Origin of the sequence: Pseudarthrobacter equi (assembly GCF_900105535.1) — a bacterium.
Classification (GTDB): domain Bacteria; phylum Actinomycetota; class Actinomycetes; order Actinomycetales; family Micrococcaceae; genus Arthrobacter; species Arthrobacter equi.
The window spans coordinates 4242012-4253470 of record NZ_LT629779.1 but is presented as its reverse complement, the minus strand read 5'-3'; the positions used below and the strand labels follow the sequence as shown (position 1 = coordinate 4253470).

The window sequence follows — 11459 nt, the reverse complement described above, 5'->3', positions numbered from 1 at the left end:
CATGAGCGCAGCAGCAAAGACAGACTTCGACTACATCGTGATCGGCGGCGGCTCGGCCGGGGCGGCAGTGGCGTCCCGCCTCAGCGAAGACCCCTCGCTGGAGGTTGCCCTGGTGGAAGCCGGTCCGGACGACCGCGACCTCCCCGAGATCCTGCAGCTGGACCGCTGGATGGAACTGCTGGAATCCGGCTACGACTGGGACTACCCCATCGAAGAGCAGGAAAACGGCAACTCCTTCATGCGCCATGCACGGGCCAAGGTGATGGGCGGCTGCTCCAGCCACAACTCCTGCATCGCCTTCTGGGCGCCCCGCGAGGACATTGATGAGTGGGAGCAGAAGTTCGGCGCCACCGGCTGGACCTCGGACCTGGCCTACCGCCTGTATAAGCAGCTGGAAACCAACCAGGACGCCGGCCCGGACGCACCGCACCACGGCGACTCCGGACCGGTGCACCTGATGAACGTCCCGGCGTCGGACCCCACGGGCCGGGCCATGCTGGAAGCCTGCGAACAGGCCGGAATCCCGAAGGCGCACTTCAACACCGGAGACACGGTCATCAACGGTGCCGGCTTCTTCCAGATCAACCGCCGCGCCGACGGCACCCGGTCCTCGAGCTCGGTTTCCTACATCCACCCCATCATGGACCGGAAGAACTTCACCCTCCTGACCGGCCTGCGCGCCAAGGAGCTCACGTTCGACGACGCCAACCGCTGCACCGGCGTGGCAGTGGTGGACAACGCCTTCGCCAAAACGCACCAGCTCACCGCCCGCGCCGAAGTGGTGGTGTCCACCGGTGCCATCGATTCGCCCAAACTGCTGATGCTCTCCGGCATCGGCCCGGCGGCCCAGCTTGAGGAGTTCGGCATCCCCGTCCGGGTGGATTCACCCGGCGTGGGCGAGCACCTGCAGGACCACCCCGAGGGCGTCATCCAGTGGGAAGCCAAGCAGCCCATGACGCAGACGTCCACCCAGTGGTGGGAGGCCGGCATCTTCACCACCACCGAAGACGGCCTGGACCGCCCGGACCTGATGTTCCATTACGGGTCCGTGCCGTTCGACATGCACACCCTGCGCCAGGGCTTCCCCACTACGGAGAACGGCTTCTGCCTCACGCCCAACGTCACGCACGCGCGCAGCCGCGGGACCGTGAAACTGCGCAGCAAGGACTTCCGGGACAAGCCCAAGGTGGACCCCCGCTACTTCACCGATCCCGAGGGCCACGACATGCGCGTGATGGTGGCCGGCATCCGGAAAGCCCGGGAGATCGCCGCCCAGCCGGCGCTGTCCGAGTGGGTGGGAACCGAGCTGTACCCCGGCGCCGACATCCAAAGCGATGAAGAGATCACCGAATACATCCGCCAGACCCACAACACGGTGTACCACCCGGCGGGTTCTGTGCGGATGGGAGCGCCCGACGACGCCATGTCACCCCTGGATCCCGAACTCCGGGTCAAGGGCGTCACCGGCCTGCGGGTGGCCGACGCGTCCGTCATGCCGGAGCTGACCACCGTCAACCCGAACATCACCACGATGATGATCGGCGAACGGTGTGCCGAGCTGGTGCGGGCGGCCCGCACAGCCTGACCTTCCGCTGAAACTCCCCACCTTTCGCCGTGAGGATGGCAGGTACGACGGCGTGTCCCCGGGACACGCCGTCGGCCCGCCTCAAAGGTGGGAAAACTCAGCAGCGCTGCCGCCAGGCTGGCCGCTTGGAACGCGGGTTGGTCAGAGCCAGGGGATGATACGGTCGGCCGCGTGTCGGTTGGACCGGATCAGGACCGCGTTGGCCTCGTCCGGCCCGTTGGCCCACGCTTCCGCGGCGTCCGGCGCCATACCGAATGAGACGTGGCGGGCCACCAGACGGCTGATCCGCAGCCCGTGGGGCGTCTCCAGGAACCAAACCTCGTCCAGCTGCGCCCGGATCTCTTTCCACGGTTCCTGATTGGCCAGCAGGTAGTTGCCCTCGGTGATGACCAGCGGAACGTCGGCCGGCACCGCGATCGATGCCGCCACCGGCTCGTCAAGGGTGCGCCGGAATTCCGGCGCGTAGACGACTGCCTCGTCCCGGGCCGCCAGGCGCCGGAGCAGCGAAAGGTACCCGCCGGCGTCGAACGTGTCCATGGCGCCCTTGCGCTGCCGCAGCGGGGTGCCATCGATGATGGCGTTCCCCAAGTGGAAGCCGTCCATCGGCACCACCACCGCCGTTCCGCCGCCGAACTGCTGCTGGAGCCAGGCTGCAAGGGTGGATTTTCCGGAACCGGGCGCCCCGGCGATGCCCAGGATGGTGCGGGTTCCCTGGGCCAGCCGGCGCCGGAGCGCGTCCACGGCCTGGGCGATCTCGGGGGAGTCCATGGCAAAAGCCTAAAGGCCAGGGCAGCGCCGCTGAACCTCCCCACCTTTGCGGCCACCATGGCGGCGGACGGCGGCGGGTCGCCGGGACACGCCGCCAGCCCGCCTCAAAGGTGGTGAAAGTCAGCGCGCGGGAGCCGGCTGCTTCTTCTCAGTGGGCAATGCCTTGAGTCCGGCGGCACAGGCCACGATCCCGGCGATGAACAGCAGCTTCAGCACGCTGAAAGGTTCCACGCCGGTGGCCATGGCCCAGCCAACTGTCAGGGCAGCCCCGATGCCTACCCAGATGGCGTACGCGGTGCCCAGCGGGATGGACCGGATTGCCAGGCCCAGGCCCAGCATGCTGAGGGTGGCGGTGACCAGGAAGACCGCCGTGGGCAACGGCTTGCTGAAGCCGTCGGACAGGCCCAGCGCAGTAGCCCAGACCGCTTCGAGGACGGCCGATGCCAGCAGCACCAGCCACGGAGCTGAACGCTTCAACATCACGCCACCACCTTCAGGCCAACCACGCACGCGGCGATGCCGGTCAGCAGGAGCAGGCGCGCCGCCGTCGGGCGTTCAACCTTGCTGGCCATCGCGTAGGCGGACGTCAGGACCACGCCGACGCCCACCCACACCGCATAGGCGGTGCCGGTGGGGATGGTTTGCATGGCGAGGGCCAGGCCGCCGGTGCTGGCGGCGACGGAGACCAGGAAGAGGATGGAGGGGGCGATGCGGCGTTTGCCGGTTGCCTGCGCTGCGCGGTGCAGGGCGGCGGCCCAGACTGCTTCGAGCGCCCCGGAGAGAACCAGGATTAACCACGACATGACAGATCCTTTGGCCAGTCTTGTCGCGTGCCGGGTACTGAACCGTCGTCCGGAGGCTCGGGTGCGGAGCCTTGGTTTACAACATAGCAATGCCCGACGCCGGGTGGCCACCGTTGGTGCCCAAGCTCACCACGGGTGCCTGCTACCCAGTTGGCCGGGGGTTAGAGCGCGCCGCCTGCGGCTTCCGGTGCGTTGGCGTCGCGGCCGCCGTCGCCGACGGTTTCCCGGGCGATGAAGTTTTCGATGTCGAAGAGGTTGTCCGCGCGTTCGGCGATGTTCAGCAGGGTGGTCATGGACGCCACCTCCTCCACCTGTTCCTTGAGGAACCAGAGCATGAACTGCTCGCCCAGGGCGTCATTTTCGGTGCGGGCAGCACGGAACAGGTCCTCGATGTTCCTGGTGACTTCCTTTTCCTGCTGCAGCGCAAGGGCCAGCGGCTCGGTGACCTTGGCGAAGTCGGTCCGGACTGCAGGAACGCCTGGAATGTTAAAGGGGATGTCCCTGTCCAGCATGTACTGGACCATCATCATGGCGTGGTTCCGCTCCTCCACGGACTGGCGGTAGAAGTAGCGGGCCAACTGGGGCAGGTCCTCGTTGGCGAACCACGTGGCAACGGCGATGTACTGCTGGGACGCCGTGAACTCGTTGCCGATCTGGGTGGACAGGAGCGCGTTGAACGTTGTTGTGGTCATAGTGCCGAGTGTAGGGACGGACCGGAGCCCTCACCAGAGGGGGAAATTTCGGGCCTCGCAAGGTTTGTCCGTGTCCCTTGCTGGGGCCGGTTCGCGGGCGGTTCAGTCCGCTGCAGGATCGATGGACACCACGGCCAGGAACCCGCGGCCGGTGACCTCCGGAGTGGCATCATCGGATCCCACCACCGCGTCATAGCGTCCCAGGTCAGCGGAGCCGCCGTCTCCGTCACCCACCGTGGCTTGCCCCTGCAGCAGCACGGCGATTTGTCCTGCAAAGACCGGGTGGGCGCGCTTCTTCGAAATTTCGATGACGGATGCGTAGCCCTTGAAAGCGTCGGACCTGGTGATGACGTTCAGGTTCCGGATGTCTCCGGTGGGCAGCGCGGCGGTGGTGGGAGCGCCGCCGTCGAACCGGAAGGGCCGGTACTTTTCGACGGGACGTTCGGAGCCGTCCACGCTGAGCAGCAGGAGTTCGCCCTCCACCACGGTGAGCACGCGCTCGCAACCCGGGAATGCCGAGAAATCACCGGCCTTGGTGACATCGGCGAGGCTGACCCGCCAGCCCCATCCGTCAGCCTGGTCTGCCGGGCCACTGAGGATTTCCCGCGTGGCGCCGCCGCCGTTGCGCCAGGGTTGGGCCTTGAGTTCTGCGAAGCGGATGATCTGCATCTGCCCAGCCTAGTTCGCGGCCGGCGCTGACCGGTCCCGCCGCCTGGCCAGTGTGCGGTTTGGTTACGTGGGCACGCATCGCAGGTTGGACCCGTCCCTGCTACTCTCCTGCGGGGGGTCAACACGAAAACAGCCTGAAGGAGCCCGGGAATGTTCGTCAAAGTGTGTGGTCTCAGCACGTCTGAATCCATCCGGGAAGCGGTGGATGCCGGGGCGGACGCGGTGGGATTCGTCCTGACCGCCAGCCCGCGGGTGGTCTCGCCGGGCCAGGTTGCCGCCTTGCTGGCGGACGTGCCGGCTAACGTTTCCCCCATTGCTGTTTTCCGCCACGAGCCCGTGGCCGACGCCATTGCCATTGCCCGCGCTGCGGGACTGCAGTGGATCCAGCTGCACGGCGAGCGCACCCGCGCGGATGTTGCCACAGTGCACGACGCCGGCATGAAGCTGGTCAGGGCCGTCACCGTTGGTGCCGGGCCGGATGAGTTGAAGGACTGGGGCGAAGACCTCCTCCTGATCGATGCCGCCGTGCCCGGCTCGGGTGAGAGCTGGGACTACGCGTCCATGGCGGACCTCCCCGTCCTGCAGGGCCGCCAGTGGTTGCTCGCCGGCGGTCTGGACGCAGGCAATGTCCGTGACGCTTCCTTGGCAGCCCACGCCTGGGGCGTTGATGTGTCCTCCGGTGTGGAGGCATCCCGCGGCGTCAAGGACCTGGCAAAGATCCGTGCCTTCGTTGGTGCCGCGAAGGCCGGCGCGAAGGTCTAGGGCTGCCCGGAACCCTGTTGCCGGCGCTGTCAGCCGGGCCAATTCAGGGTCCGCTCAGGGGGATCCCCCACGTTCCGGTCCGCAGACGCGGTGGACAATGGATGCATGAAGACACTGCTCAACATCATCTGGCTGGTATTCGGCGGCTTCTGGCTGGCCCTGGGCTACTTCGCGGCCGGGGTCATCTGCTGCCTGCTGATCGTGACCATTCCGTGGGGCATCGCCTCGTTCCGGATCGCGTCCTACACGCTGTGGCCGTTTGGGCGCATGGTGGTGGACAAGCCCGGCGGCAACGGTGTCTTCTCGCTGCTGGGTAACGTCATCTGGCTGCTGGTGGCCGGCATCTGGATTGCCGTGGGACATGTGGTCACCGCCTTCGCCATGGCCATCACCATCATCGGCATCCCGCTGGCAATCGCCAACCTGAAGCTCATCCCGGTATCGCTGATGCCGCTGGGCAAGCAGATTGTGCCCACCAGCACCCCGTTCGTGAGCACCTACCGCTAGTCCCGGCCCTGGTCATGACGAACGGGACGTCATTGACCCGGGCCGCTTTGATGCGCCTGAAATTCCTCAGAAGAGTTCTTCTCCGCGAAGAACTCTCGCATCCATTCATGCCCCCACTTTCGGCTTTCCAAATACAGACAGGATATGAGTCCTGGCGCGTGGCGTGACCTCCAGGCGCCGTCCGCTTTGCGGGCTGGTCATTTGCCAGGACCCGGGTCAGGCTAGACTCCCATGCACACCAAAGGTTGGGGGACCAGGATGAGCACATCGACAGAACCGACGCACACGGCAACCGGTGAATTGAACAAATTTGCTGTCGCAGCCCTGGTTTTGGCTGCGGTAGCAGCATCAGGGTTGTGGATTTTCGGGGTGGCCGTCCTTGCAGTCTTTGCGGTGGGTGCCGGGCATGTTGCCTTGAATCAAATCCGACTCCGGGGCGAGCGGGGAAAGCTGCTGGCAATCGCGGCCCTGGTGATCGGCTACGGGATTGCCACATTGGCGTTGATCAGCACTTTGGGTTCCATACCGGGTGCCGTCCAGCAGTTCACCCAGTAGCCGGCCCTTCGCAGTACCGTTCCTCACCTGCGCCGGAAGACCCCGTCCGCCAAGATGGCCACGGCGTCGCTGTCGTCCAGCTCCGCGGCGATGTCCACGTCCGCGGCGTAGCCGGCGCCGGCCAGTTCGCGGCCGCTGGCACACCCGTGCAGCATCTCCCGCAACCGCGGTTCGGCCGCCTCGTAGACCGCCATCGCCGCCACTGATTCGGGCGAGTAGCCGTGCCGGCCGTCCCTGCCTTCATCCGCGTCGTAGCCGCCCCTGCCCGAGGCCGCCAGGCCTGCGATGAAGGCGCCGGCACCGATCTGGTCCTCAACGGCGGGGCGGAGGGTTCCGTCGTGCCAGCGCTCGCCGGCGGCGATCACGGCGATCACTGCGTCCTCCGGCACGTTCTCAGCCACCCAGTCGGCCGTTGCCGCCGCGTTGCGGAGGGACACCGCGGCCACCAGCGGAACGTGGCCGGCCAGTTCATGGCAGAGCGCTGAGCCGTTGGGGGAGGGGAGCACCACCCGGTCCAGGGAGTCCGCGGCACGGAGGCTGGCGGGGGACAGGCTCAGCCCGCCGCCGTCGCGCGGTCCGGCAAGCTGTGCCCCGTGGTGGGCGGCGAAGTCCTCGGCGCTGGTGTCCCTCCACGCGTAGGGGAGCACCTCCGCGCCGCGGTCCAGCGCCACGCTCACACAGGTGGTGAAGGACAGGACGTCCACCACCACGGCAAGGTCGGCGCCGGAAGTGATGGCGGCTGCATCCGGTCCCCACTCGAAGCGGACAGTATAGGGAAGCTGCCAGTGCGCGGCATTCGCCGTCCTGGTGTGCCGCGGGTTCGAGCCGGGTGCGTTCATGCCAGTTCGCCCTTCAGGTTGCGGTGCGCGGAGTCCTCCCACAGCGCCTTTGCGCGGGGGCTGCGGAACAGCGGGTCCAGTTCGAGCAGATGGCGTACGACGGCGGCACGGCCGGCGGCGAAGTCGGCGTCGCCGATGTGTGCATAGTCTTGGCGCACGGCAGCCACGTAGCGCGCGTACTGGTCCGGTTCCCCGCCGAGGACGGAAAGGTCCGCGTCGCAGAGCAGGGCGCCGCCGTCGTCCCCCGGTTCTGGCCGGTGGTCAGAGGTCAGGCGCACCAGTCGGGCAACCTCGTCCACGTCAGCTTCGGGGAGCCCGGCTTCCGCCAGCCGGTCCTCGGCCAGGCGGGCCGATTCCTCCTCGTCCTGTTCGGCGATTCCGCGATAGACGGCGTCATGGAACCAGGCGGCCAGCAGCACCGTGCGTGGAGGTTCGGCGGGCTCCGTGAGCAGGTCCAGCGACTCGAGGACCGAGAGCAGGTGGGTGCAGCCGTGATAGTGCCGGTGCGGTTCGCTCCAGCGGTCCAGCAGGTCCAGGAACAGGGCGTCATGGCCGTCCATGATGGTGTTCCACCGGTTCAGCAGCGGCACCTTGAGGGATTTGTTCCGCTGCCGCGCCGGGATCCGCAGGCCGCTGGCGATCAGCTTCCGCACCAGGACGCGGGCCTCAACGGGCACCGCGCCGGCAGCCACCAGGTCATCAAAGCGGCGCTCCGGCACATCGTAATGGTCGCCGTCGAACGCCCGCTCCGGGATGCCCGCTGCGCCGGCGAAGGCATGCAGCTCATCCAGCGACGTGTCTGACACCAGGTGCGAGAAGTGTGTTCCGTGGGCAGGCCACAATGGCGGGTCCAGGTAAATGGCCATGCAGGAAGTGTAGTGCCGCGGCCCCGCCGCCGCCCGGCAGCGCGACACCCGCCGGAAACAACGCTGCACTCACAATCCGATCTGCGGAATGAATCGGTGATTTTGTCCGCAAATACGAACTACGATGGGCGCATGAATCTCATTCGCGTTTCGGAGGCCGCACGCTTCCTCGGTGTCAGTGACGATACCGTGCGCCGCTGGACGGACAACGGTTCCCTCACAGCCCTCAGGGACGAGTCCGGCCGGCTGGCCGTGGACGGGCTGGAGCTCGCCCGGCACGCCCAGAAACTCGCCCAGCTTCCCGACGACCCGCACCGGACCGGAAGTTCGGCGCGCAACAGGTTCGTGGGGTTGGTGACCGGCATTACGGCAGACAAAGTCATGGCGCAGGTGGAACTCCAGTGCGGGCCCTTCCGGGTGGTGTCGCTGATGAGCAGCGAAGCCGTCCGGGACCTGGGGCTTGAGTTGGGTTCGGTGGCCACGGCCGTGGTCAAGGCCACCACCGTCATCATCGAAACCCCGCAGGGGAAGGGAACGGTATGAAACGAAGCATTACGGCGACGGTCGCGGCGCTGGCGCTGGCGGCCGGACTGGCCGGATGCGCGGGCGGCAGCGCACCGGCGGGCGGCGCAGGCACCTCATCTGACGCTGCCGCCATAACCCTGACCGTCTTCGCCGCTGCGTCACTCAAGTCCAGCTTCACCGAGTTGGCAGACACGTTCGAGGCGCAGCATCCCGGCACCCGCGTCAACCTGAGCTTCGCCGGCTCCTCGGACCTCGCCACCCAGATCAACCAGGGCGCCCCCGCGGACGTTTTTGCCTCCGCGGACACCAAAAACATGGACAAAGTCACCGGGGCGGGCCTGGCCGGCGGCGAGCCCCGGGTTTTCGCAACCAACACCCTGGCCATTGCGGTCCCGGCCGGGAATCCCGCACATGTCACCGGGTTCCAGGACCTTGCCAGGGACGGCCTCCGGCTGGTGACGTGCGCCAAGCAGGTGCCCTGCGGTGCGGCCGCAGCTACGGTGGCGGGCAAGGCAGGGGTTGCCCTCCGCCCGGTCAGCGAGGAAAACGCGGTGACCGACGTCCTGGGCAAAGTCACCTCCGGCGAAGCCGACGCCGGCCTGGTGTACGTCACGGACGTCAGGTCAGCCGGGGACAAGGTGGACAGCATCCCGTTCCCAGAGGCCGCAGCGGCCGTCAACAGCTACCCCATCACATCCCTGTCCGGAGCAAAGGACAAGGAAGCCGCCAAGGCCTTTATTGACCTCGTGCTGGGGCCCGGCGGCCAGCAGGTTCTCGCCAAAGCCGGGTTCGGCGCAGGCGGACAATGAAACTCCGGGCGCGGCAGCCGTATACCGGCATCCCTCGGTGGGTTTCCGGACTCGCTGTCCTGGCGGCCCTGGTGGTGGTCCTGCCCCTGGCAGCCATCGTGGCACGGGTCAACTGGGCAAACTTCATCCCGCTGGTCACTTCTGAGTCCGCGCTGGACGCCCTGGCCCTGAGCCTGCGCACGTCGGCTGCGAGCACGCTCCTGTGCATCGTGCTCGGTGTCCCCCTCGCCCTCGTCCTGGCCCGCGGCAGCTTCCCCTTCCAGCGGCTGCTCCGCTCCCTCGTGCTGCTGCCGCTGGTGCTGCCGCCGGTGGTGGGCGGCATTGCGCTGCTCTACACCTTCGGCCGGCAGGGACTCCTGGGCGGCGCCCTGCAGGTCCTCGGCATCCAGATCGCCTTCTCCACCGCCGCCGTGGTCCTTGCGCAAACCTTCGTGGCACTGCCGTTCCTGGTGGTCAGCCTAGAAGGGGCGCTGAGGATCGGCGGGCAGAAGTATGAGGCCGTGGCAGCCACCCTCGGCGCACCGCCGGGCGTCGTGTTCCGCCGCGTCACCCTCCCGCTGATCCTTCCCGGGCTGGCCTCCGGAGCAGTGCTTTCGTTTGCCCGCAGCCTGGGCGAATTCGGCGCCACGCTCACCTTTGCCGGCAGCCTCCAGGGGGTCACCCGCACACTGCCGCTGGAAATCTACCTCCAGCGTGAAACCGATCCCGACGCCGCCGTCGCCCTGTCACTTGTCCTGGTGGCCGTCGCGGTAGCGGTGGTGGCACTTGCCTACGGCCGCCCCGGCGGACTGCAGCGTCAAGGCCCGGCACTATGGGGCGGCTCTTCCCAGCGCCCGACGACGGCGGGCACCGCGGGCGGGACGGTCCGGTGAGCTTTTCGTTCCAGGCTGCCGTGGCCCAGCGGGATTTTGACGTGTCCCTCGCGCTGGGGCCCACCGAAACCGTGGCGGTGATGGGGCCCAACGGCGCGGGCAAATCCACCCTGCTGTCCAGCATCGCGGGCCTGGTCCGGCCGGACTCCGGGCGGGCCGAGCTCAATGGCCGGACGCTCTTCCATCTGGGGTCCGGGATCCATCAGTGGACTCCGCCGCACCGCCGGGGAACGGCACTCCTGGCCCAGGAACCCCTGCTCTTTCCGCACCTCACAGCGGCGGAGAATGTTGCCTTCGGGCCCCGGAGCGCCGGGGTCCCGCCGCGAAAGGCAAGGGAACGCGCCCTCCAGTGGCTGGCCGAAGTAGAGGCTGAAGCCATGGCTGGCCGCCGCCCAGCCGGGCTGTCCGGCGGCCAGGCGCAGCGCGTCGCGGTCGCCCGTGCCCTCGCTGCCGACCCCGGCCTCCTCCTGCTGGACGAGCCCATGGCGGCCCTGGACATCCATTCGGCTCCGCTGCTGCGGCGGCTGCTGAAGCGGGTACTCGCGGACCGGCAGGCCATCATCGTCACCCACGACGTGCTGGATGCGCTCATGCTGGCGGACCGCGTGGTGGTCCTCGAGAATGGGCGCGTCGCTGAGGACGGGCCCACCCGCGAGGTGCTGGAGCGGCCCCGCAGCCCGTTCGCCGCCGGCCTGGCCGGGCTCAACTTCGTCACCGGCACGCTGACGGCTTCCGGGATCCGGACGGCGGGCGGCCAGGGAATCGGCCCCGGCCTGGAGATCGCGGGGCACCTGGAGGAGCCGGGCGAAACAGGCCAGGCAGGCGCCGCCGGGCTGCCGGGCGCGGCCGTGTTTCCGCCGTCGGCCGTGTCCGTATTCCTGACGGACGCACACGGAAGCCCCCGCAATTCCTTTCCCGTGGAGGTCACCGAGCTGGAGCCCCATGGAGACCAGATCCGGGTGCGGGGAGGCGGCCTGGCCGCGGACATCACACCCGCGGCCTCGGCAGAGCTGGGCCTGGCGCCGGGGGTCCGGGCCCACTTCGTGATCAAGTCCGCGGCTGTTTTCATCTACGCGACGTGATGTCCAAAGTTATTTACATATTCTGTCAAGATCAGTGACAAACTTCACAGCCTTCCGGTACCGTTCGGATGGGCGGCAGGCCATCGCCTCCACCCATCAACCGGAACTGACCCCGTCCGCGCCTC

15 protein-coding genes and 1 riboswitch are annotated in these 11459 nt (G+C 67.8%); of the genes, 8 read left to right on the top strand and 7 right to left on the bottom strand.

Annotation, left to right across the window (positions count from 1 at the left end; all coding sequences use genetic code 11):
* The first annotated feature begins 1 nt into the window (after position 1).
* Positions 2-1585 (top strand): GMC family oxidoreductase, encoded by a 1584-nt coding sequence (locus tag BLT71_RS19400; RefSeq protein ID WP_091723455.1) that lies wholly within the window; start codon positions 2-4, stop codon positions 1583-1585.
* Between the two features lie 141 nt (positions 1586-1726).
* Here the strand turns inward: BLT71_RS19400 and BLT71_RS19395 are convergent, their stop codons facing one another.
* The 5 genes from BLT71_RS19395 to BLT71_RS19375 form a co-directional block, all read right to left on the bottom strand.
* A complete protein-coding gene (locus BLT71_RS19395) occupies positions 1727-2353 on the bottom strand; it encodes a nucleoside/nucleotide kinase family protein (protein ID WP_091723453.1) in 627 nt (208 codons plus the stop codon).
* A 120-nt stretch (positions 2354-2473) separates the two neighbouring features.
* Positions 2474-2833 carry a DMT family transporter gene (locus BLT71_RS19390; protein ID WP_091723452.1) on the bottom strand — a complete coding sequence of 120 codons (360 nt, stop codon included), beginning with the start codon at positions 2831-2833 and terminating at the stop codon, positions 2474-2476.
* Positions 2833-3156 (bottom strand): DMT family transporter, encoded by a 324-nt coding sequence (locus BLT71_RS19385; protein ID WP_091723450.1) that lies wholly within the window; start codon positions 3154-3156, stop codon positions 2833-2835. Before BLT71_RS19385 ends, BLT71_RS19390 begins: the two co-directional genes overlap by 1 nt.
* A gap of 9 nt (positions 3157-3165) precedes the next feature.
* A riboswitch (guanidine-III (ykkC-III) riboswitch) is annotated at positions 3166-3231 on the bottom strand.
* A gap of 86 nt (positions 3232-3317) precedes the next feature.
* Positions 3318-3848 (bottom strand): ferritin, encoded by a 531-nt coding sequence (locus BLT71_RS19380; protein ID WP_091723449.1) that lies wholly within the window; start codon positions 3846-3848, stop codon positions 3318-3320.
* 102 nt (positions 3849-3950) lie between these two features.
* Complete coding sequence (locus tag BLT71_RS19375; RefSeq protein ID WP_091723447.1) at positions 3951-4517, bottom strand: HutD/Ves family protein; 567 nt, start codon at positions 4515-4517, stop codon at positions 3951-3953.
* 150 nt (positions 4518-4667) lie between these two features.
* On the opposite strand from BLT71_RS19375, the gene BLT71_RS19370 reads away from it, so the two are divergent.
* The 3 genes from BLT71_RS19370 (at position 4668) to BLT71_RS20480 (ending at position 6341) form a co-directional block, all read left to right on the top strand.
* Positions 4668-5279, top strand: a complete 612-nt coding sequence (locus BLT71_RS19370; protein WP_091723446.1) for a phosphoribosylanthranilate isomerase — start codon at positions 4668-4670, stop codon at positions 5277-5279.
* 105 nt (positions 5280-5384) lie between these two features.
* Positions 5385-5786: a YccF domain-containing protein gene (locus BLT71_RS19365; RefSeq protein ID WP_091723444.1), complete on the top strand. Its 402-nt coding sequence runs from the start codon at positions 5385-5387 to the stop codon at positions 5784-5786.
* A 231-nt stretch (positions 5787-6017) separates the two neighbouring features.
* Positions 6018-6341 (top strand): DUF4190 domain-containing protein, encoded by a 324-nt coding sequence (locus BLT71_RS20480; RefSeq protein WP_157693512.1) that lies wholly within the window; start codon positions 6018-6020, stop codon positions 6339-6341.
* A 23-nt stretch (positions 6342-6364) separates the two neighbouring features.
* Here the strand turns inward: BLT71_RS20480 and BLT71_RS19355 are convergent, their stop codons facing one another.
* On the bottom strand, positions 6365-7180 hold the full coding sequence (locus BLT71_RS19355; protein ID WP_091723441.1) for a 2-phosphosulfolactate phosphatase: 816 nt from the start codon (positions 7178-7180) through the stop codon (positions 6365-6367).
* Positions 7177-8046: a DUF4031 domain-containing protein gene (locus BLT71_RS19350; RefSeq protein ID WP_091723440.1), complete on the bottom strand. Its 870-nt coding sequence runs from the start codon at positions 8044-8046 to the stop codon at positions 7177-7179. Before BLT71_RS19350 ends, BLT71_RS19355 begins: the two co-directional genes overlap by 4 nt.
* 132 nt (positions 8047-8178) lie before the next feature.
* On the opposite strand from BLT71_RS19350, the gene BLT71_RS19345 reads away from it, so the two are divergent.
* The 4 genes from BLT71_RS19345 to BLT71_RS19330 are packed head-to-tail and all read left to right on the top strand — an operon-like array spanning position 8179 to position 11334.
* Entirely contained in the window at positions 8179-8589 is a 411-nt protein-coding gene (locus BLT71_RS19345; RefSeq protein ID WP_091723438.1) for a TOBE domain-containing protein, read from the top strand.
* A complete protein-coding gene (gene modA / locus BLT71_RS19340; RefSeq protein WP_091723436.1) occupies positions 8586-9380 on the top strand; it encodes a molybdate ABC transporter substrate-binding protein in 795 nt (264 codons plus the stop codon). The genes BLT71_RS19345 and modA overlap by 4 nt, the downstream gene beginning before the upstream one ends.
* A complete protein-coding gene (locus BLT71_RS19335; RefSeq protein ID WP_091723435.1) occupies positions 9377-10252 on the top strand; it encodes an ABC transporter permease in 876 nt (291 codons plus the stop codon). The genes modA and BLT71_RS19335 overlap by 4 nt, the downstream gene beginning before the upstream one ends.
* A complete protein-coding gene (locus BLT71_RS19330) occupies positions 10249-11334 on the top strand; it encodes a sulfate/molybdate ABC transporter ATP-binding protein (RefSeq protein WP_091724207.1) in 1086 nt (361 codons plus the stop codon). Before BLT71_RS19335 ends, BLT71_RS19330 begins: the two co-directional genes overlap by 4 nt.
* The last annotated feature ends 125 nt before the right edge of the window (positions 11335-11459 follow it).